Origin of the sequence: Enterobacter sp. CPE_E890 (assembly GCF_046521475.1) — a bacterium.
In the GTDB taxonomy this organism is placed as follows: domain Bacteria; phylum Pseudomonadota; class Gammaproteobacteria; order Enterobacterales; family Enterobacteriaceae; genus Enterobacter; species Enterobacter adelaidei.
This window is the reverse complement of record NZ_JBKFZW010000001.1, coordinates 3,010,981-3,030,630: the sequence shown is the minus strand read 5'-3', so window position 1 is coordinate 3,030,630 and position 19,650 is coordinate 3,010,981. Positions and strand designations below refer to the sequence as shown.

General features: G+C 50.4%; 27 protein-coding genes, 3 tRNA genes and 1 pseudogene. 17 read left to right on the top strand and 14 right to left on the bottom strand.

Annotation, left to right across the window (positions count from 1 at the left end):
* Window positions 1-88: 88 nt before the first annotated feature.
* The 11 genes and pseudogenes from ACLHV9_RS14980 to sdiA all read left to right on the top strand — a co-directional run.
* A pseudogene (locus tag ACLHV9_RS14980) lies at window positions 89-558 on the top strand (DegT/DnrJ/EryC1/StrS family aminotransferase); the annotation flags it as partial.
* Window positions 548-1,351 carry an AMP-binding protein gene (locus ACLHV9_RS14975; protein WP_108089653.1) on the top strand — a complete coding sequence of 268 codons (804 nt, stop codon included), beginning with the start codon at window positions 548-550 and terminating at the stop codon, window positions 1,349-1,351. The pseudogene ACLHV9_RS14980 and the gene ACLHV9_RS14975, both read left to right, overlap by 11 nt.
* A complete protein-coding gene (locus ACLHV9_RS14970; protein ID WP_108089654.1) occupies window positions 1,344-2,426 on the top strand; it encodes an acyl-protein synthetase in 1,083 nt (360 codons plus the stop codon). The genes ACLHV9_RS14975 and ACLHV9_RS14970 overlap by 8 nt, the downstream gene beginning before the upstream one ends.
* Window positions 2,410-3,618 (top strand): acyl-CoA reductase, encoded by a 1,209-nt coding sequence (locus ACLHV9_RS14965; RefSeq protein ID WP_108089655.1) that lies wholly within the window; start codon window positions 2,410-2,412, stop codon window positions 3,616-3,618. The genes ACLHV9_RS14970 and ACLHV9_RS14965 overlap by 17 nt, the downstream gene beginning before the upstream one ends.
* A 132-nt stretch (window positions 3,619-3,750) precedes the next feature.
* Window positions 3,751-4,470: an RNA polymerase sigma factor FliA gene (locus ACLHV9_RS14960; protein ID WP_028019580.1), complete on the top strand. Its 720-nt coding sequence runs from the start codon at window positions 3,751-3,753 to the stop codon at window positions 4,468-4,470.
* A gap of 54 nt (window positions 4,471-4,524) precedes the next feature.
* Window positions 4,525-5,076, top strand: coding sequence for a flagella biosynthesis regulatory protein FliZ (fliZ, locus tag ACLHV9_RS14955; RefSeq protein ID WP_028019579.1), 552 nt, complete (start codon window positions 4,525-4,527; stop codon window positions 5,074-5,076).
* Between the two features lie 86 nt (window positions 5,077-5,162).
* On the top strand, window positions 5,163-5,963 hold the full coding sequence (gene tcyJ / locus ACLHV9_RS14950; RefSeq protein WP_028019578.1) for a cystine ABC transporter substrate-binding protein: 801 nt from the start codon (window positions 5,163-5,165) through the stop codon (window positions 5,961-5,963).
* Window positions 5,964-6,070: 107 nt separating this feature from the next.
* Window positions 6,071-7,057, top strand: a complete 987-nt coding sequence (gene dcyD / locus ACLHV9_RS14945; protein ID WP_407220771.1) for a D-cysteine desulfhydrase — start codon at window positions 6,071-6,073, stop codon at window positions 7,055-7,057.
* A 21-nt stretch (window positions 7,058-7,078) separates the two neighbouring features.
* Window positions 7,079-7,747 (top strand): cystine ABC transporter permease, encoded by a 669-nt coding sequence (tcyL, locus tag ACLHV9_RS14940; RefSeq protein ID WP_407220770.1) that lies wholly within the window; start codon window positions 7,079-7,081, stop codon window positions 7,745-7,747.
* Window positions 7,744-8,496 (top strand): L-cystine ABC transporter ATP-binding protein TcyN, encoded by a 753-nt coding sequence (gene tcyN / locus ACLHV9_RS14935; protein WP_023312288.1) that lies wholly within the window; start codon window positions 7,744-7,746, stop codon window positions 8,494-8,496. The genes tcyL and tcyN overlap by 4 nt, the downstream gene beginning before the upstream one ends.
* A 221-nt stretch (window positions 8,497-8,717) precedes the next feature.
* Window positions 8,718-9,440 carry a transcriptional regulator SdiA gene (gene sdiA / locus ACLHV9_RS14930; RefSeq protein ID WP_028019575.1) on the top strand — a complete coding sequence of 241 codons (723 nt, stop codon included), beginning with the start codon at window positions 8,718-8,720 and terminating at the stop codon, window positions 9,438-9,440.
* A 66-nt stretch (window positions 9,441-9,506) separates the two neighbouring features.
* On the opposite strand, the gene ACLHV9_RS14925 is transcribed toward sdiA, so the two are convergent.
* Complete coding sequence (locus ACLHV9_RS14925) at window positions 9,507-9,731, bottom strand: DUF2594 family protein (RefSeq protein ID WP_014832453.1); 225 nt, start codon at window positions 9,729-9,731, stop codon at window positions 9,507-9,509.
* A gap of 466 nt (window positions 9,732-10,197) precedes the next feature.
* Here ACLHV9_RS14925 and uvrY point away from each other — a divergent pair, with 466 nt between their 5' ends.
* The 6 genes from uvrY to ACLHV9_RS14895 all read left to right on the top strand — a co-directional run bounded on the left by uvrY (window position 10,198) and on the right by ACLHV9_RS14895 (window position 13,734).
* Entirely contained in the window at window positions 10,198-10,854 is a 657-nt protein-coding gene (gene uvrY, locus ACLHV9_RS14920; protein WP_028019574.1) for a UvrY/SirA/GacA family response regulator transcription factor, read from the top strand.
* A complete protein-coding gene (uvrC, locus tag ACLHV9_RS14915) occupies window positions 10,851-12,683 on the top strand; it encodes an excinuclease ABC subunit UvrC (protein WP_028019573.1) in 1,833 nt (610 codons plus the stop codon). The genes uvrY and uvrC overlap by 4 nt, the downstream gene beginning before the upstream one ends.
* A 56-nt stretch (window positions 12,684-12,739) precedes the next feature.
* Entirely contained in the window at window positions 12,740-13,288 is a 549-nt protein-coding gene (gene pgsA / locus ACLHV9_RS14910) for a CDP-diacylglycerol--glycerol-3-phosphate 3-phosphatidyltransferase (protein ID WP_028019572.1), read from the top strand.
* Between the two features lie 152 nt (window positions 13,289-13,440).
* A tRNA-Gly gene (locus tag ACLHV9_RS14905) sits at window positions 13,441-13,516 on the top strand.
* 46 nt (window positions 13,517-13,562) lie between these two features.
* Window positions 13,563-13,636, top strand: a tRNA-Cys gene (locus tag ACLHV9_RS14900).
* A gap of 11 nt (window positions 13,637-13,647) precedes the next feature.
* Window positions 13,648-13,734: transfer RNA gene (locus ACLHV9_RS14895), tRNA-Leu, on the top strand.
* 107 nt (window positions 13,735-13,841) lie between these two features.
* Here ACLHV9_RS14895 and ACLHV9_RS14890 read toward each other — a convergent pair.
* From ACLHV9_RS14890 to ACLHV9_RS14830, 13 genes are all read right to left on the bottom strand, one after another.
* A complete protein-coding gene (locus tag ACLHV9_RS14890; RefSeq protein WP_407220768.1) occupies window positions 13,842-14,852 on the bottom strand; it encodes a tyrosine-type recombinase/integrase in 1,011 nt (336 codons plus the stop codon).
* A complete protein-coding gene (locus tag ACLHV9_RS14885; protein ID WP_045407390.1) occupies window positions 14,852-15,079 on the bottom strand; it encodes a DUF4224 domain-containing protein in 228 nt (75 codons plus the stop codon). The genes ACLHV9_RS14890 and ACLHV9_RS14885 overlap by 1 nt, the downstream gene beginning before the upstream one ends.
* Window positions 15,080-15,088: 9 nt before the next feature.
* Complete coding sequence (locus tag ACLHV9_RS14880; RefSeq protein ID WP_407220766.1) at window positions 15,089-15,325, bottom strand: hypothetical protein; 237 nt, start codon at window positions 15,323-15,325, stop codon at window positions 15,089-15,091.
* Window positions 15,318-15,650, bottom strand: a complete 333-nt coding sequence (locus ACLHV9_RS14875) for a hypothetical protein (protein ID WP_407220765.1) — start codon at window positions 15,648-15,650, stop codon at window positions 15,318-15,320. Before ACLHV9_RS14875 ends, ACLHV9_RS14880 begins: the two co-directional genes overlap by 8 nt.
* Window positions 15,643-15,999, bottom strand: coding sequence for a hypothetical protein (locus tag ACLHV9_RS14870; protein WP_407220764.1), 357 nt, complete (start codon window positions 15,997-15,999; stop codon window positions 15,643-15,645). The genes ACLHV9_RS14875 and ACLHV9_RS14870 overlap by 8 nt, the downstream gene beginning before the upstream one ends.
* Window positions 15,996-16,418: a hypothetical protein gene (locus tag ACLHV9_RS14865; RefSeq protein ID WP_407220763.1), complete on the bottom strand. Its 423-nt coding sequence runs from the start codon at window positions 16,416-16,418 to the stop codon at window positions 15,996-15,998. Before ACLHV9_RS14865 ends, ACLHV9_RS14870 begins: the two co-directional genes overlap by 4 nt.
* On the bottom strand, window positions 16,408-16,818 hold the full coding sequence (locus ACLHV9_RS14860; RefSeq protein ID WP_407220762.1) for a Lar family restriction alleviation protein: 411 nt from the start codon (window positions 16,816-16,818) through the stop codon (window positions 16,408-16,410). The genes ACLHV9_RS14865 and ACLHV9_RS14860 overlap by 11 nt, the downstream gene beginning before the upstream one ends.
* Window positions 16,815-17,678 carry an ORF6N domain-containing protein gene (locus ACLHV9_RS14855; RefSeq protein ID WP_407220761.1) on the bottom strand — a complete coding sequence of 288 codons (864 nt, stop codon included), beginning with the start codon at window positions 17,676-17,678 and terminating at the stop codon, window positions 16,815-16,817. Before ACLHV9_RS14855 ends, ACLHV9_RS14860 begins: the two co-directional genes overlap by 4 nt.
* Window position 17,679: 1 nt before the next feature.
* Entirely contained in the window at window positions 17,680-17,898 is a 219-nt protein-coding gene (locus ACLHV9_RS14850; protein WP_407220759.1) for a hypothetical protein, read from the bottom strand.
* Window positions 17,898-18,320, bottom strand: coding sequence for a hypothetical protein (locus ACLHV9_RS14845; protein ID WP_407220758.1), 423 nt, complete (start codon window positions 18,318-18,320; stop codon window positions 17,898-17,900). The genes ACLHV9_RS14850 and ACLHV9_RS14845 overlap by 1 nt, the downstream gene beginning before the upstream one ends.
* Before the next feature lie 189 nt (window positions 18,321-18,509).
* Complete coding sequence (locus tag ACLHV9_RS14840; RefSeq protein ID WP_407220757.1) at window positions 18,510-18,902, bottom strand: hypothetical protein; 393 nt, start codon at window positions 18,900-18,902, stop codon at window positions 18,510-18,512.
* Window positions 18,895-19,119 (bottom strand): hypothetical protein, encoded by a 225-nt coding sequence (locus ACLHV9_RS14835; protein ID WP_006811079.1) that lies wholly within the window; start codon window positions 19,117-19,119, stop codon window positions 18,895-18,897. The genes ACLHV9_RS14840 and ACLHV9_RS14835 overlap by 8 nt, the downstream gene beginning before the upstream one ends.
* Window positions 19,120-19,225: 106 nt before the next feature.
* Window positions 19,226-19,612 carry a helix-turn-helix transcriptional regulator gene (locus ACLHV9_RS14830; protein WP_407220755.1) on the bottom strand — a complete coding sequence of 129 codons (387 nt, stop codon included), beginning with the start codon at window positions 19,610-19,612 and terminating at the stop codon, window positions 19,226-19,228.
* Window positions 19,613-19,650 lie beyond the last annotated feature (38 nt).

The window sequence follows — 19,650 nt, the reverse complement described above, 5'->3', positions numbered from 1 at the left end:
GAGTCCTGAAAGGTGTCTTGTTTTACCGATAGCAACTGCGTGCTCATCGGTGTGATGGGACACCACCCCTTAGTCCACAGGTTCTCATATGAGCGATAACGTCTATGTTACCAGCCCGTTTTTGCCTCCTCTCGAGGAGTTTCTTCCTTATCTGGAAAAAATTTGGCAAAACCGGATCCGGACAAACGGCGGTGAGTTTCACCAGCAGCTTGAGGCTGCGCTTGCAGAATATTTGGGTGTGGAACATCTGTGTCTGTTTTCTAACGGAACGCTGGCGCTACTGACTGCGCTAGAGGCGCTGCGCATTAGGGGGAAGTGATCACCACGCCTTATTCGTTTGTGGCAACGTCGCACTCGCTGCTGCGGAATGGCTTAACGCCGGTGTTTGCAGATATTGATCCGATTACCTGCAATATCGATCCGTCCAAAATAGAATCTCTGATCACCCCGTCGACATCGGCAATTTTACCTGTGTATTGCTAAGGTATTCCATGTGATGTGGATGCTATTCAGGAGATTGCAGATGCCTGCGGGCTGAAGGTTATCAATGACGCCGCAGCCCGAATTCTGGCAATTCCTCAAACAGCAGGGTGCAACCTCATTATCCGGCGTACCCTATAGCTGGGAGATGCTGAAGAAACTGCGTTTTATCCGCATGGATCTCCCTTCATTAAAAACGTTAACCCAGGCCGGCGGAAAGCTGCGCCCCGGGCTGCACCGGGAGTTAGCTGAATGGGCCGGGCAAAAAGGTATGCGCTTTTTTGTTATGTACGGCGCCTCGGAGGCCACTTCACGCATGGGGTACCTGCCAGCTGAACTCGGTGCCAGCAACCCCGGCGTGATGGGCATGGCGATCCCAGGTGGTCGTTTTGCGCTCGAGGACGATGAGGGAAATGAGGTCATCGAGAGTGGTCAGCGCGCGGAGCTCATTTACTACGGCGAGAATGTGACGCTGGGCTATGCCACCTGCCGAGAGGACCTCAACAAAGATGATGAACGTCGAGGGCGTCTGGCGACGGGCGATCTGGCCCTGCGCGATGAAAAGGGTTTGTACACCATTGTTGGGCGTAAATCGCGTTTTTTAAAAGTTTTTGGTAACCGCGTTGGGTTTGATGAGCTGGAGCATCTGGTGAACAGTTCTTTCCCTCAGATGGAGTGTGTGGTGACTGGCCGGGACGATCGCGTTCAGGTGTTTATTACCGACGCGGCTGCGGCAGAGCCGTTAAAACACTATCTCTCGACCTCCTGCAATCTTCATCACTCAGCGTTTAACGTCGTTAGTATAGATACCATCCCCAAGAATCCGGCGGGTAAAACCTTATACCGCGAGCTGGAGGCGCTCTGTGACTGAGTTTGACGAGTGGCTAAGCCACGACCCTTACGCCTTAACGCGCGAGGAAAAGCGCTCCGCGCTGCTCCAGCGTTTGCAAAAACTGACCCGGCATCACCAGCAATATTGCACCGCCTACCGCAATATACTGCAGGGGCTGGGAAGCCGTGTTGAGGACATTAAGACGATTGAAGATATCCCATTTATACCGGTTTCATTGTTTAAATTGCTGGCGTTAAAAAGCGTTCCGAATGAAGACGTGGTAAAAACCATGACCTCATCCGGCACTACCGGGCAAAGCGTCTCACGCATCTTTCTCGATAAAACCACGGCAGCACGTCAGCAAAAAACGCTGGTCAGAATTGTGAACCATTTTACTGGTGCGGGCCGACTGCCGATGTTGATTATTGATACCCCCGCCGTAATGAAAGACCGGAATATGTTCTCGGCTCGTGGGGCCGGTATTCTCGGATTTTCAATTTTTGGTTCAGATCGCTTCTATGCATTAAATGATGATATGACGCTCAATTACGACGGGGTAAACGCTTTTCTGGCGCGCCACCAGGGGAAGTCGATCCTCCTGTTTGGCTTTACCTTTATGGTCTGGCAGCATTTTTACCAGGCGTTAAACGCAAGTGGTCAAATGCTGGATCTGGCGAACGGGATCCTCATTCATGGCGGCGGCTGGAAGAAACTGCAGTCGCAGGCGGTTACTGCGGATGCTTTCTCGAAGGCGCTGCACAACGTCAGTGGTTTAACGCGCGTCTACGACTATTACGGCATGGTGGAACAGACCGGCTGCGTATATATGCAGTGCGAGCACGGGCATTTTCACGCCAGTATTTTCTCCGATGTGATCGTGCGCGATCCGCTTGATTTTTCTGCCTGTCCTCCGGGTAAGCCGGGTATTGTCCAGGTAGTGTCCACTCTCCCCGAGTCCTATCCGGGGCACTCACTCCTGACCGAGGATGAGGGCGTTCTTCTGGGCGAGGATGATTGTCCATGTGGCAGGGCAGGTAAGTATTTTCGAATTTTAGGCCGACTAAAAAATGCAGAGACCAGAGGGTGCAGTGATACCTATGCCGCAGAATTTTGACGCCCTGCGCTACCGCGTGGGTAATGCCCAGGTACTGGCGCAGAGGGCGCATATCAAACCGCGCGTACCGTTCGATGACGAGATCCTGGAGTTTTTACAGGCATTCTCGCGAACGCTGCTTGCGCTGGCGCAGTCACGTGAATTCAGCGATGTGGTTTCCTTGGCATTCTGGTGCCGGAAATCTGCTCTCAGACAAATGAAAGAGACTTACACACCAGACGGTATCTTGCTGGGGAGAGGTGTTGTCTTTCATATTGCCCCGTCAAACGTCGCGGTCAATTTTGCCTATTCTTTGCTTACCGGGCTGTTGACCGGCAATGCGAATATCGTTCGTCTCCCGTCTAAAAAATTCATTCAGGTTAATATTATTTGCCAGGCTCTTAACCTGACGTTGGAAGAGCATACGGCTATACGCGAATTGATTTGTCTGGTTGAATACAACCATGAGGATGAAATAACTCAGGCACTTTCCGCAGTGTGTCAGGCACGTTTAATCTGGGGGGGCGACAGGACGATTGCAGATATTCGTAAATTTTCCCTGCCACCCCGCACGGTGGATATTGCTTTTGCTGACCGGTACTCCATTTGTGTTATTAATGCTGATTATTATCTTGCTGTCGAAAATAAAAGGCGTATTGCTGAAGATTTCTTTAACGATACGTTACTAACACAACAGCAAGCTTGTACAGCACCGAAGCTGGTGGTATGGACGGGAGAGAAGGAGAGTAAAGCAGCGGCTCGAGAGCAATTTTGGTCAGGTTTTCATCGCTGGCTTTGTGATCGACCGGCACCTGAATCCGTCGCAGTAGTTAACGCTCTGGCTAATTATTGCCGATACGCCGCAGAAGACCCGCGGTTAAAATATATTGCGGCACCCACCCGGCGTTTTTTACGAGCAGAAGCGACCGCTGTCAGCCAGAAAATGCTGGAGGAACATCGCGGCGATGGCCTTTTCTATGAATGGTTGGTTGATGATATACTGGAGATCGTTCCGGTATGCGGTGTGAAATGCCAGACGCTCGCTACGTTTGGCGTTCCAGAAGAAATGATTAATCGTCTGATTATTCAGGGCGCACCTAAAGGTATTGATCGCATTGTTCCGCTTGGGCAAACCATGAACTTCTCTTTGCACTGGGACGGATATGATTTGCTGAAAATGTTGACCAGAACCTTAGACTTTAAACGCGGGTAACTTGTCGGCCACACTCTCATTTTTACTATAACCCCTAAATAACCCCCCATTTCACCCACTATTCATCCAATTGAACGCCCTGCAGAATCGGATAATCATGCCGATAACTCAACTAACGCAGGGCTGTTTATCGTGAATTCACTCTATACCGCTGAAGGTGTAATGGATAAACACTCGCTGTGGCAGCGTTATGTCCCGCTGGTGCGTCACGAAGCATTGCGCCTCCAGGTGCGCTTGCCGGCGAGCGTGGAACTGGACGATCTGCTACAGGCGGGCGGTATCGGGTTATTGAATGCAGTTGACCGATACGACGCTCTGCAAGGAACGGCATTTACGACTTACGCAGTTCAGCGTATTCGTGGTGCGATGCTGGACGAACTGCGCAGTCGCGACTGGGTGCCGCGCAGTGTTCGCCGTAACGCCCGCGAAGTGGCGCATGCGATAGGGCAGCTGGAACAGGAACTGGGACGTAACGCAACGGAAACTGAAGTGGCGGAACGTCTTGGCATTGCTGTTGAAGAGTATCGTCAGATGTTGCTCGATACCAACAATAGCCAACTCTTCTCTTATGACGAGTGGCGCGAAGAGCATGGCGATAGCATCGAGCTGGTGACGGATGAGCATCAGCAAGAAAACCCGTTACACCATTTAATGGAAGGTAATCTACGCCAGCGCGTAATGGAAGCGATTGAAGCTTTACCGGAACGCGAGCAGCTGGTGTTGACCCTTTATTACCAGGAAGAGCTAAACCTCAAAGAGATTGGCGCTGTTCTGGAGGTGGGAGAATCGCGGGTGAGCCAGCTGCACAGCCAGGCCATTAAACGCTTACGAACAAAGCTGGGTAAGTTATAGGTGATTAATTCACCTGGGAAATGCCGCACAACGTATTGACAACCAGGAGTTATCATGACGGTGCAGCAATCTAAAAGACGGCCTTTAAGCCGCTACCTGAAAGACTTTAAACACAGCCAGACGCATTGCGCCCACTGTAACAAGTTACTCGATCGTATCACGCTGGTTCGTCGTGGCGAAATCGTCAATAAGATCGCGATTTCTCGTCTCGACACGTTGATGGATGAATCAGCATGGCTCGAAGAACAGAAAGAGTGGGTGGCGCTTTGCCGTTTCTGTGGCGATCTCCACTGCAAAGAGCAAAGCGACTTCTTCGATATTATCGGCTTCAAACAGTTCCTGTTTGAACAAACGGAGATGAGCCATGGGACCGTTCGCGAATATGTCGTTCGCCTGCGTCGCCTCGGGCAACATCTGACCGTAAACAATATTTCCCGCGATCTGCTGAAGACCGGTTATCTGGATGAAAATCTGGAGCCGTGGCTGCCTGCAACCAGCACCAACAATTACCGTATTGCGCTGCGCAAGTATGCACAATACAAGGTGCAAATGCCGGGTGTTATGAAGCAGAAAGCGCTCGCCGGAACAACTTCTGATATATATTAAAAAAGAATAAGATGTAGCGCAGTCGCCTTTGACGTTGCAGGCGATTTCTCTACACTACGTAAAAATTCCACTATATCGGGGTATTTATGAAATTTGCACTTCTGGGTCGTCAGGCGCTGATGGGTGTTATGGCCGTTGCGCTGGTTGCGGGCATGAGCGTGAAAACGTTCGCCGCAGAAAACCTGCTGAATAAAGTAAAAGAGCGCGGTACGCTGCTGGTCGGGCTGGAAGGAACCTATCCTCCGTTCAGCTTCCAGGGCGATGACGGTAAGCTGACCGGTTTTGAAGTGGAGTTTGCAGAAGAACTGGCGAAGCACCTTGGCGTTAAAGCGTCCCTGAAACCGACCAAATGGGACGGTATGCTGGCGTCGCTGGATTCTAAACGTATTGATGTGGTGATTAACCAGGTGACCATTTCTGACGAGCGTAAGAAGAAGTATGACTTCTCCACACCGTACACCGTGTCCGGTATTCAGGCGCTGGTGAAGAAAGGCAACGAAGGTACCATCAAAACCGCTGCTGACCTGAAAGGGAAGAAAGTCGGTGTGGGTCTGGGAACCAACTACGAAGAGTGGTTGCGCCAGAACGTTCAGGGCGTGGATATCCGCACCTATGATGATGACCCGACGAAATACCAGGACCTGCGCGTGGGCCGTATTGACGCGATTTTGGTTGACCGCCTGGCGGCGCTGGATCTGGTGAAGAAAACCAATAATACCCTGGCAGTAGCGGGTGATGCGTTCTCTCGTCAGGAGTCAGGTGTGGCCGTTCGTAAAGGCAACGAAGACCTGGTAAAAGCCATTGATACCGCGATTGCTGATATGCAGAAAGACGGAAGTCTGAAAGCACTCTCTGAGAAGTGGTTCGGGGCAGACGTCACGAAATAAGTTTCTGACGTTAAAAAAAGGCGCTTTTAAAAGCGCCTTTTTTATTTCTTACGCGTCTGCGTGCATAATGAAAAATATCACATTTTGTCTGAGCTACCGGAGAACCCATGTCACTACAGAATTTAACGCGCTTTCCTCGCCTGGAGTTTATCGGCGCACCGACTCCGCTGGAGTATCTGCCGCGATTTTCTGATTATTTAGGACGCGATATTTTTATTAAGCGTGATGACGTGACGCCAATGGCAATGGGTGGCAACAAACTACGCAAGCTGGAGTTTCTGGCGGCTGATGCGCTGCGCGAAGGGGCGGATACGCTCATTACTGCCGGGGCTATTCAGTCCAACCACGTTCGTCAGACGGCGGCAGTGGCAGCAAAACTCGGGCTCCATTGCGTGGCCTTACTGGAAAACCCGATTGGGACGCGGGCAGAAAACTATCTGACCAACGGTAACCGTCTGCTGTTAGATCTCTTTAACGTGCAGGTTGAGATGGTGGATGCCTTGAACGACCCGACCGCACAGCTTGATGAACTGGCGACACGTCTGGAAGCGCAGGGCTTTCGTGCCTACGTTATTCCTGTCGGTGGCTCGAACGCGCTGGGTGCGCTGGGGTATGTGGAAAGCGCGCTGGAAATTGCTCAGCAGTGCGAGGGCGCGGTCAACCTCTCATCCGTCGTGGTGGCCTCAGGCAGTGCGGGCACGCATGCCGGGCTGGCGGTGGGGCTCGAACAACTGCTGCCGGACGTCGAGCTGATTGGCGTGACGGTATCCCGCAGCGTCGCGGACCAGAAACCGAAAGTGGTCACCTTGCAGCAGGCGGTAGCAGAACAACTGGAGCTCAAGGCAAAGGCCGATATTGTGCTCTGGGATGACTACTTTGCACCGGATTATGGCACGCCTAACGAAGAGGGCATGGAAGCGGTTAAGCTGCTGGCTCGCCTTGAGGGTATTTTGCTTGATCCGGTCTATACCGGTAAAGCGATGGCCGGGCTTATTGATGGCATTGCACAGAAACGCTTTAAGGATGAAGGGCCAATTTTATTTGTCCATACAGGTGGCGCGCCCGCGCTGTTTGCCTACCATCCTCATGTCTAAAAATCAGGTCGAAAAATAATAATGCAAGAAAGTATTCAACTGGTTATTGATTCGCTGCCGTATCTGCTGAAAGGTGCGGTATTTACGTTACAACTCAGTATTGGCGGGATGTTCTTTGGGCTGGTGCTGGGATTTGTGCTGGCCTTAATGCGCATGTCACCGGTTTTACCGGTGCGTTGTCTGGCGCGTTTTTATATCTCTGTGTTTCGCGGTACGCCACTTATCGCTCAGCTCTTTATGATTTACTACGGTTTACCGCAGTTTGGTATCGAGCTGGATCCGATTCCGGCGGCAATGATTGGCCTGTCGCTCAATACCGCGGCATATACCTCAGAAACGCTGCGTGCGGCCATCTCCTCCATTGACAAAGGACAATGGGAAGCCGCCGCCAGTATCGGGATGACGCCATGGCAGACGCTGCGCCGGGCCATTCTGCCGCAGGCTGCCAGAGTCGCGCTTCCACCACTCAGCAACAGCTTCATAAGCCTGGTAAAAGATACTTCTCTGGCGGCGACGATTCAGGTGCCGGAGCTGTTCCGCCAGGCGCAGCTCATTACCTCGCGTACGCTGGAAGTCTTCACGATGTATCTGGCAGCCTCGCTGATTTACTGGGTGATGGCGACGGTGCTGTCCGCCCTGCAAAACTACTTCGAAAACCAGCTTAACCGCCAGGAGCGTGATCCAAAATGAGTGCTATCGACGTCAAAAACCTGGTGAAAAAATTCCACGGTCAAACGGTGCTCCACGGGATTGATCTGGAAGTTGAGCAAGGGGAAGTGGTGGCAATTATCGGACCGAGTGGTTCGGGAAAGACGACGCTGCTGCGCAGCATTAACCTGCTTGAACAGCCGGAAGGTGGAACCATCCGTGTCGGTGATATAACCATTGATACCGGCAAATCCATCAGTCAGCAGAAAGGGTTAATTCGCCGTTTGCGCCAGCATGTTGGCTTCGTTTTCCAGAACTTCAATCTTTTCCCGCACCGCACTGTGCTGGAAAACATTATTGAAGGGCCGGTAATTGTGAAAGGGGAATCAAAAGAGGAAGCAACAGTTCGAGCGCGTGAACTGCTTGCCAAAGTCGGGCTGGCGGGTAAAGAGACCAGCTACCCGCGCCGTTTGTCAGGGGGGCAACAGCAGCGCGTGGCAATCGCGCGCGCGCTGGCCATGCGTCCTGACGTGATCCTGTTTGATGAGCCTACCTCTGCACTCGACCCTGAGCTGGTGGGGGAAGTGTTGAACACTATTCGTCAACTGGCTCAGGAAAAACGTACGATGGTTATCGTGACCCATGAAATGAGCTTTGCCCGCGATGTTGCCGACAGAGCCATCTTCATGGATCAAGGGCGAATTGTGGAGCAGGGGCCGGCGAAAAGCCTGTTTGCTAACCCTCAGCAGCCGCGAACTCGCCAGTTCCTGGAAAAATTCCTCATGCAGTAGCATTTTTGCACTAATTTGCTCCAGGAATTTAGCCTGGGGCAAATTATTCTCCTTTATCGTCTTATCCCATGTTTTTTTATTCCATCCAGCTCGGATAAACCTTATCAATAGTAAAGTTAATTGTGCTATTGCCGATATTTTGTAGTTAGAAATAAGTTTTATGTGTTAATTTATATTCACCATAATAATGATTATCTTTTCAGAGGCTTCATTTAGTAAGTATGAAGGATTCAGACTTTTTCACCTGGCGACGGGATTGCTCCCTCCGGTTTCAGGAATTGACCTGTGCCGACGAGGTATATCAGGAACTACAGAGACAAACTCAGGCGCTTGAATTTGATTATTACGCACTCTGTGTGCGTCATCCCGTGCCATTTACGCGTCCTAAGATTGCAGTGCATACCACTTACCCAAAGCAGTGGATGGCGCAATATCAATCTGCGAACTATTTCACGGTTGATCCAGTGTTAAAACCCGAGAATTTCATTCATGGTCATTTACCCTGGACCGATGAATTATTTGCGGATGCTCAGGAATTATGGAACAGCGCGCAAGACCACGGTTTACGTAAAGGAATAACGCAGTGTCTGATGCTGCCGAATCACGCACTCGGTTTTCTGTCGGTTTCCCGTACTAGTGTGCTGGAAATACCCTTAGCCAGCGAAGAAATAGAATTACGCTTGCAGATGCTGGTACAAATGGCCTTAACCACGCTGACCCGTTTTGAAGATGAGATGGTCATGCAGCCTGAAATGAAATTCAGCAAGCGTGAGCGCGAAATTCTGAAATGGACCGCGGAAGGGAAGACGTCAGCGGAAATAGCGATCATTCTTTCAATTTCGGAGAATACCGTTAACTTCCATCAGAAGAATATGCAGAAGAAATTCAACGCGCCAAACAAGACGCAGATTGCGTGCTATGCGGCGGCAACGGGACTGATCTGATTAAACTCTACGTTCTGCGTGCCAGACGAGCTAACGGCTGAATGCAATGCATCCAGCCGTTTTTTATTACTGGCGGTAGGCTTGTTTGATTTGCTTAACGGTGTTGGCAAATACCGCTGATTCCGCCTGGTCTTCCATCTGCGCGATTTGTTTTTCCATTTTAATGATCACACGACCGGCATCAGCCTGGCCCATCGCCTGTAGCATCAGTGTTAGCAACGCCTTCAGACAGTTTACTTCCTGTGCCAGTTCCTGGTTATTCTCCGCAGTGGCAAATTCAGGTGTGCTCATTTATTTTCCTCATTATTAAACGGCGCTAAAGCGCGACGACGAAAGTCAAGGCGGCGGAGTATACCACAAGCTGCAGCAAAAAATGCAGCGGTTGTTTTTCGTACTTTTACGCAGATGTTTAATTGCGTAAACAGAGCGTGCCCGTAAACTGAGCGACAGCCAGTGGCTATTAATTGTTTATGTCCGGTTCGCTTGCCGTTAATTATTGTTACAAAAATTTGAACGCTGTTTTCTGGTGGGGAATCTCTGCAATTTTTTTGTAACTATTTGAATACAGATGCTTAAAAATAGCCGCAAAAGCCCTGAATGCACGGACCCGCTTTCCAGAGCCTGTACAGGCTAATTTCCAGAAACGAGAGCAAAATCGAATAGCCAGTTTTTTAACGTTTTAATCTTGTGAGGAAAACCGTTAATATAAACCAAATTATCACTCAGTAGCGTTATCCCTATTCTGGAGACACTTCCTTTGATCAACGTCCTTCTTGTTGATGACCACGAACTGGTGCGCGCAGGGATACGACGCATTCTTGAAGATATTAAAGGTATTAAAGTTGCCGGTGAGGCGTGCTGTGGGGAAGATGCCGTAAAATGGTGCCGCACAAACTCGGCCGATGTGGTGCTGATGGATATGAACATGCCCGGTATCGGTGGACTCGAAGCAACACGTAAAATTGCGCGGACTTTCGTCGATACGAAAGTCATCATGCTGACCGTGCATACCGAAAATCCTCTGCCCGCGAAAGTGATGCAGGCGGGTGCTGCGGGTTACCTGAGTAAAGGTGCCGCACCACAAGAAGTTGTTAATGCTATCCGCTCTGTGTTTGCCGGACAGCGTTACATCGCCTCCGACATTGCTCAGCAGATGGCGCTAAGTCAGATCGAGCCAGAGAAAAACGAATCACCGTTCGCCAGTTTGTCTGAGCGTGAATTGCAGATTATGCTGATGATCACCAAAGGTCAGAAGGTGAATGAGATCTCGGAGCAACTGAATCTCAGCCCGAAAACGGTGAACAGCTATCGTTATCGGATGTTCAGTAAACTGAACATTCATGGTGATGTCGAACTGACTCATCTGGCCATCCGACATGGTTTGTGTAATGCGGAGACGTTGTTAAGTCAGTGAGCGATGTGTTCGATTCAAAAGCGTTTCTGAAAACCGTAACCAGCCAGCCTGGCGTCTATCGCATGTATGACGCTGGCGGCACGGTTATCTATGTGGGGAAGGCAAAAGATCTTAAAAAACGCCTCTCCAGCTATTTCCGCAGCAACCTTGCCTCCCGTAAGACCGAAGCATTGGTCTCACTCATTCAGAACATTGATGTCACCGTCACGCATACCGAAACCGAAGCGCTGCTGCTTGAGCACAACTATATAAAGCTCTACCAGCCGCGCTATAACGTCCTGTTGCGTGATGATAAATCCTATCCATTTATCTTTCTGAGTGGTGATACCCATCCGCGTCTTGCTATGCACCGCGGTGCAAAGCATGCGAAAGGTGAATATTTTGGACCGTTTCCTAACGGCTATGCCGTTCGCGAGACGCTGGCGCTGCTGCAGAAAATTTTCCCGATCCGCCAGTGTGAAAATAGCGTCTACCGTAACCGATCGCGTCCGTGCCTGCAGTACCAGATTGGGCGTTGTCTGGGGCCCTGCGTTGCCGGGCTGGTGAGTGAAGAAGAGTATGCTCAGCAGGTTGATTATGTGCGCCTGTTTTTGGCTGGAAAGGACGATCAGGTATTAACGCAGCTGATCGAACGGATGGAAAAAGCCAGCGCCGCACTCGAGTTTGAAGAGGCAGCGCGTATCCGCGACCAGATCCAGGCGGTGCGCAGAGTCACTGAGAAGCAGTTTGTCTCAAATACTGGTGACGATCTCGACGTCATCGGCGTGGCCTTTGACGCCGGGATGGCCTGTGTGCACGTTCTCTTTATTCGTCAGGGCAAAGTGCTCGGCAGCCGCAGCTATTTCCCAAAAGTGCCTGGCGGCACCGAGCTGGGTGAAGTGGTGGAAACCTTTGTCGGCCAGTTCTATCTGCAGGGGAGCCAGATGCGCACGCTGCCATCGGAGATCCTGCTTGATTTTAACCTCGGTGATAAAACGCTGCTGGCAGATTCGCTTTCTGAACTCGCCGGTCGTCGGGTTAACGTACAAACCAAACCGCGTGGCGATCGCGCGCGTTATCTGAAGCTGGCACGAACCAACGCGGCGACGGCGCTCACGACGAAGCTATCTCAGCAATCTACGGTGAGCCAGCGCTTAACCGCCCTGGCGACGCTGCTGAAGCTGCCGGAAGTGAAACGTATGGAGTGTTTCGACATCAGCCATACGATGGGTGAACAGACGGTAGCGTCCTGTGTGGTGTTTGATGCCAATGGCCCACTGCGCGCCGAGTATCGCCGCTATAACATAACCGGAATAACGCCAGGTGATGATTATGCGGCCATGAATCAGGTGCTGCGCCGTCGCTATGGTAAAGCGATTGAAGAGAGCAAAATCCCGGATGTGATCCTGATTGACGGTGGGAAAGGGCAGCTCGGCCAGGCGAAAGCGGTATTTGAATCGCTTGATGTCAGTTGGGATAAAAACCATCCGCTGCTGCTGGGTGTCGCAAAAGGGGCCGATCGCAAGGCTGGTCTGGAAACGCTTTTCTTCGAGCCGGAAGGTGAGGGGTTCAGCCTGCCGCCGGACTCCCCGGCGTTGCATGTCATTCAGCATATTCGCGATGAATCACACGATCATGCTATCAGCGGTCATCGTAAAAAACGGGCAAAGGTAAAAAATACCAGTACCCTGGAAACGATTGAAGGCGTGGGGCCAAAACGTCGTCAGATGCTGCTGAAATATATGGGTGGATTGCAAGGATTACTCAACGCCAGCATGGAGGAAATTGCAAAAGTGCCGGGTATTTCGCAAGGGCTGGCAGAAAAGATCTACTACTCGTTGAAACATTGAGGGCTCTGTAGCAACATAGAGCTAAATTTTACTGACAACAAACAGTTACCGTCATTATGCAATTTAATATCCCTACGTTGCTCACTCTCTTTCGTGTCGTGCTTATTCCGTTCTTTGTACTGGCGTTTTACCTGCCGGTTGTCTGGGCACCTTTCGCCTGTGCATTGATCTTCCTGATTGCAGCAGTCACCGACTGGTTTGACGGCTACCTGGCACGTCGCTGGAATCAAAGTACCCGTTTTGGTGCCTTTCTCGATCCCGTTGCTGATAAAGTGATGGTCGCTATCGCGATGGTGCTGGTGGCCGAGCATTATCATACCTGGTGGGTGACGCTGCCTGCGGCGACGATGATCGGCCGTGAAATTATTATCTCTGCACTGCGTGAGTGGATGGCTGAACTGGGTAAACGCAGCAGTGTGGCTGTCTCCTGGATCGGTAAAGTGAAAACGACTGCGCAAATGGCTGCGCTGGTCTGGATGCTCTGGCGTCCGAACGCCTGGGTTGAGTGGGCGGGGATTGGTCTGCTGTGGGTTGCGGCAGTGCTGACGCTGTGGTCAATGCTGCAATATTTAAACGCTGCCCGCGGGGATTTGCTTGATCAGTGATCGTTTCGCCGTAATTTTCAGCAAACGATCCGGGGATGCAAAAAATAACGTTGACTCATAACGTCATATCAGTAGAATGCAACGCATCGAACGGCGGCACAGCAAGCCGGACGATAATGAAATCAAGTGGTTAGAAGTTAACTTGATGACATGCGGGAATAGCTCAGTTGGTAGAGCACGACCTTGCCAAGGTCGGGGTCGCGAGTTCGAGTCTCGTTTCCCGCTCCAGATTAAAGACATGCGCAGTAGCGGGTGTCAGTTTGAAAGATTTAACGGCGCGTTAGCAAAGCGGTTATGTAGCGGATTGCAAATCCGTCTAGTCCGGTTCGACTCCGGAACGCGCCTCCACTTTCTTCCCTGGCCGGATGGTGGAATCGGTAGACACAAGGGATTTAAAATCCCTCGGCGTTCGCGCTGTGTGGGTTCAAGTCCCACTCCGGCTACCATGGGAAAAGTAGAATAAAATCAATGATAAGCAGTGTCGTATAAACCACCTACGGGTGGTTTTTTTATGCCCGAAATCTGCTGTTTCATAATATCACTTCATAATATTTTATTGACCGCCGACGACCGGAACTACAGCAATTTTGCGATCATACCGTGCTGTTTGCTCCACGTTTTTATGTCCAGAGATAGCTTGTTTCTCGTAAATGTTCCCTTGCAGGTCTGAGATACCTTTCGCTTTCAGGTCATGAAATGTGAAGTCAAAACTCAAATGTGGGTATTTGACCCGCGCTTCTTCTTTTGCTTTTCTCCATCGGCTGTTGAAGCCATCCCTGGTGTATTTGTGGCCTGATGGTTGATGAAGAACAAACAGGCTACTCATGCCTTCGTTGAGGGGGAGGGCTTTAGCAAGTTCAATTGCTGCCTTCAACCTGACTGACCATGCTTTTATCTGCGCGACAGCTGTTTTGCTCTGCTTAATCAGTATTCCTTCAGCCATCAACTGGCTTTTCTTCATCTCAAGTACATCGTTTTGACGGGCGCAGCACAGATATGCCAGCTCCATAGCGACACGTACGACATCAGGCGAAACGCTGTATAAGGCGTTGTACTCATCGTGCGTGATATAGCGATCCCGGCCATTCTCTTTAAATTGCTTAACGCCTTTAGTGGGGTTTCCCTTGGCATAGCCTCGTTCGTAAGCCCAACGATAGACGCGTGACATAAATGCCTTTTCCCGGTTGGCCTGGGTGCGACTCTTTACGCCACGCTTATCGAGATATTTACGCACGTGTTCAGGCTTAATGCTGTCTGGTGGCATCTGCCCGAAAACATCGATTATCTTTTTGGAGTATTTGCGGTAATCCTTCTGTGTTTCAGCGGCCAGTTCGAAAAAATCTCCCGACTGGAAAAATTTATCAACCAGTCCAGAAAGTGTCGATTCATCCGGCCTGTCATTAATCAGTGCTTCCCATGCCGTCCAGACCTGCGCCTGTGTACAGGTCTTATCACAAAGGCGGATATTTCCGCCTCCTTTTGGGTGGTACTCATAGGCTGAACGTCCGAGGTAAACCCTCGGAGGCATCCAGGCGTCGTCTTTGTTTTTACGTGCGCGTGGCATTAGTCAAGAGCTCCAAAGTTAGGCTGAGGCCCGTTAGCATCAATAGCTTTCTGTCGGTGAGAAAGCGGATTGTTGAAATGAGCCCACGTTGTGCGAGGGCGTCCATCGCGCCTGGTTATAAAAAATATCCCGGCATCACGCAAGCTTTCGCATTGCTTTGAAGGAATTTTATAACCGGTCAACTTTTCAATGTCAGCGTCAGAGATAATGTCTGTTTCGTTGTTCATACTTCCACCTCACACCGAACCAATCGCTTTCTGAACTACCCGACAACCCCGTTTCCGGGGCTTTTTCTTCGCTTCAACTCGCACTGCTGAAACCTTTGGCGCTGGAGGGATCGGTACTGAAACGCCATTGCGCATATCTCTGCGGTTTCCCATCCTCCAGACCAGCTGTTCGGTATAGTCCCGTCCATCGTCAACGGTGACGACTGAGCGAACCAGCTCGTCGTTTATGTCAACCATTTCACCCATTGGCCGCCTCCTTGCTGAATCCCGCACTGATTACGTTTTTAGCGATGGTTGCCGCATCAGCGCCGTCAAGCTCTCCATCCTCACCGATAACTGCTTTCATCAGTTCATTCTGGAGAACGCTGTCATAATTGCGCGGCCAGAATTCCGTGGGCATATCGTAGGAGTTGCAGTAGAAGAACGTGTCGATAGTTATCTGCGCGGCTTCCTCGGCAGTCCGTTCAGGCTGGCGATAACCAGCCTCCCAGATAGCATCTGTCATTGCCGATGGATCACCGGCAGCAGATTTAATCAATTGAACCAGCTCAAACAGATTCGATTCAGTCATAACACACCTCCATTTCCCTTTCCACAGACTCACAGCAGCGGCGAAAAACTTCAGCTGACACCTCATTTCTCAGAGCTCTGATGAGCAATGCATCCCGCGATTTTTGACGCTCAATATTTTTCTCTCGCTCCAGTTGACGCAGTACGGCCAGGCGGGCAGTAATGCGTTTCCGTGTGTTCTGCCACTTAACAAGAGCTACATTTGCCCTGTGCCGCCAGCCGTATTCGTTATCGATAACGTTTTCAAGCTGTGAACTGATACTGGCAATGACATCTTCAGCCGTGACCAGCGCCTGCAGGTGGTCGCTTATGGTTACCAGTTGGTTAACATCAATGGATTCAGCTTTCATCCGTTCACCTTCCTGTCTGCCAATGTTTCAACGTAATCCCAACCACCACAGGCATTAACCATTTCTCCCAGTCTTGAAAAACAGGCATTCATCCAGCGCAGCCCGCGAGGTGTTAGTGATGGCACCGTTCCCCAGTCGATGAAGTCCGAATTGCTGCGATGCATATATTTGATAAGGTCCAGAATGTTGATGTAATGGGCCCGGCGTTTTTCCATATCCCAGCCTTTGTCTTCCAGATACGAATCGATGAATCCCTGTAATGCTGGCTGATTAAGCGAAATATCACCGAACTGGTGGCGATAAACCGGGCGGCGGTGCAGGCTGACCAGATAAAACAGATACGCATCGCATACCCATGTCAGAGCTTGCTGGTGGGCCGACTCGATAGAGCCAGCCGGTACGAATGCGTTATTTTCCACTGCTGCTCTCCATGTCACGCTGGTTCCAGTCATGGATGGCTCGCTGTTTGCTGTCAGGCAACTGGGAAGCGTTGCAACAGCCACAGTTAACGAGGTACATATTTTCGTCACCATCTTCAGGCAGGGTTTCGACCAGGCTCACGTTTGGGTTGCCGCAGAATGGACAGGGCTTGAGCAATCCGTCGCTGTTCACATTGTCTGTGGCCGGAGGGTACGAATCAGGGACAACGGAGATCAGCACCAAGTTGGTTGCCTCGATACGGTCATCAACGATAGATTCAGTTGCAGCACAAATAGCACCTGACACATCAAAGGAGTTTGTTTTTACTGTAAGCGGATGGCGGACACCGCAGGGGTAATCACCCATAAATGTCACGGTGTAGTCAATTTTCTGAATCATTTTTCCTCCGGCGTATAAATCGCTTTGTCGTGGCTGAACTCGCCGTTCCAGGTGGTTTTCATCGGCAACTCACCTTTGAGGTAGAGCTGATAAATCCGATGGGTGCCTTTCTGCAGTAGAACGATTTTCTTTTTAGTGAATGGCTCTTTGCCCACGTCCTTAATCTGTATGTCCTGCTCAGTAAGGTATTTGTCACGGGCATAAGATTTAACGCGCCAACGCGGTTCTTTCTCTGGATCTGGTTGTTCGTTGTAAATCCAGCCGCGCTGATATGCCCACCAGGTAATTTTGCTGGTGTTAACACCATTGAGCGCCTTGCCGAACGCAGGCAGAGTCATTCCTTTGGTAAAGTGCTTCTCCAGATTCTCAACCGTCACGCTTAGCGTTTTATTTTCCAGCGCAGTGGCTTCGGCTCGCTCTTCGGCCTCGATAACCATCATCGCCAGCTGCTTACGGCTGAGAGCCACCTGTGTTGACGGTGCCGCGATGGCATCACGCTGAGTAAAGTAAAATTCCACCAGGTCTTCGTGATATCCCCATGCCTGATCGGTATCGACGACTTTTGACATGCGAGCCGCGCCGCGTTCGGTCCAGAGAATCAGCTGGCTTGTATGTTTATTAACCAAGTGACTTTCAGGTACTAGGTTCTTAAATCCCTTTAGCTCTGATCCAGTCAGAAGGAAGTAATGCTTACCCTCTTCGAACCGTTCCAGATTGCGTGACAGGTTTTTACGGATGTTTACCTCATCCGTACCATATCCCGCTGCCAACTGCTCAGTAGTCACAACCCGTTGACCGCGATACTCGATGATCTGCAAGTCACGAGCCGCTACTGGTGTTAATTCAGTTTTCATTGCCATGTTACTTATCCTTCTTCAATTCGATCCCGATGTGTTTTGCGTAACGGCGCATACTGCGATTCAGTGGCATCAGTACGTTGCCGTCCCCGGTACTGAACTGCGATACAAACTGCTCACATTGCGCATTTTCGCGAACCGGCTCCCGTGTCAGCCGGTGCCCTTGCGCCAGCGTCAGCCCACATAGCCCTTGTCGAGTTTTGCTGCTACGTCTCTTTGTCATCAGCGCAACCCCTCTGGTTTGCTGGCCTGTAGTTCTGCCTGCTCTTTCACGAATCGGTCATGCATGGCGTCCCACTTTCCGAGCCACTTGCGTGCTTCGCGTTTACGTTCCAGGATGCGACGAAGACGGCGAACACAACGCTGGTGGGCGATGAAATACTTATGGGTTACGCCGCCCCGCTGCCAGCAGTTAAGTTCTGGCTTAAGAGGATGGACTGCCTGCACATCCGGGTGACGCTGCTCGAATCCGGAGCGCTCAAATGCTTCTGAAGTCATGAAGAACGCCAGATACCGGATCGCTGTGTCGCGGGTGAAGCATTTTTTAGTGCGCCCGTGGCGTACTGCCACGAACAGTGGACCAACTGGCGTATCGTGTTTCTGTAACGCTAGGTCAATCGAACTTATGGTGCGTTTATCGTTCATTTCCGATCCTTAACTTTGCTATAGCGTTCGTGTGACATCACTTCCCAGTTTTTTCCGCCATCGCGGGAGAGTAGCCGCCAGCGGTGATTAACCTTGAGGCTCAAATTCCCGGACCCGTGCATACGGCAGGGGTGAATGCGCCTTGCCCTGAACTGGCTTAAAACGTGTGCTGCTTTGAGGTGAACCCACTCAGGAATTCGTATCGCTGTCAGTGCCATCAGCCGCCTCCATGTTCTGAGCTTCCACCTTTTGTTTTTTGACAAACTCCACCAGCTCAGAAATAAGCTCGTCGATTAAATCTTTCCCGCTTTCTGTCAGGAATTCACCGCTACCATTTACATCAACAGCGCTGCTGTAAATTCCCTTAATAGCTTTTACGCCTTCGACATTCCCGTACTCACTGATCGCAAGCCTTTCGAATTTCCTCAATAATCCATCAAGAAGAATCTCTGTTAACTCGACCGTGTTAATGCCGCCTTTATTGAGCTTAATAACAAGGCAGTTACTGCCTGTTTTACGCTGGTGGCGTAATAACGCTGCTTTTAAAATTCGGCGGCGATATGTCTCGATTAATTTATCCATTGCGGCGAGCCTCCTCCTCTAAGCTCATAACAATTTCCTCTTCTTTTTCGGTCCAATCATGAATTTCTCCAGCAATGTCATAAACAAGAGAGCAAATAGTTTTAAGTTGGAAATGGTCCAGTTTGTCGTGATATTCAAATAATGTTTGCGATAAACCAGCCAGTTGCTCGGCTTTGATATTCACAACCTGAATGTCTTGCCTTTTTAATAAGCTCATAATTACCGTCCATATGCTTTTTTAAGATAAAGCCGAGCGATTACCTCGTACCCACAGGCCGCATAAAGGCATGCTGTTCTGTATGCCGTTTTATCCAAGATGAAAGTCATACGAAGCGCCTCACAGCCAAAGAAGCGACCACCCGACCGTGAATTTTGATTTCTTTCTGTTCATCGGTATTAAGGGTGAAAGTTTCGTAATGATGGTTGTCCGAAATAATTTTTAATGAACCACAAACCAATGGCTCTAATCTCTTAATAAAAAGGCAAGGACGACCAAATACCTCCATCGTATAAACATAAATGCCAGGGGTAAGCGCACGTCCACCGCAATCAACGAAAGCCACAACCTCACATGGTTCTATGGTCGGCTGCATTGAATCACCTTCCATCCGGCAGCTTTGTACGCGGTTGCCAAAGTCATTAATGTTGTCAGATCCGAACAGCATTTGAGGCGTTTTAATCGGCTGATTAATTGCGACGGAATTTTGCATTTTCATTTCCTCAGGGTGAGTTTGTACCCACCCAAAAA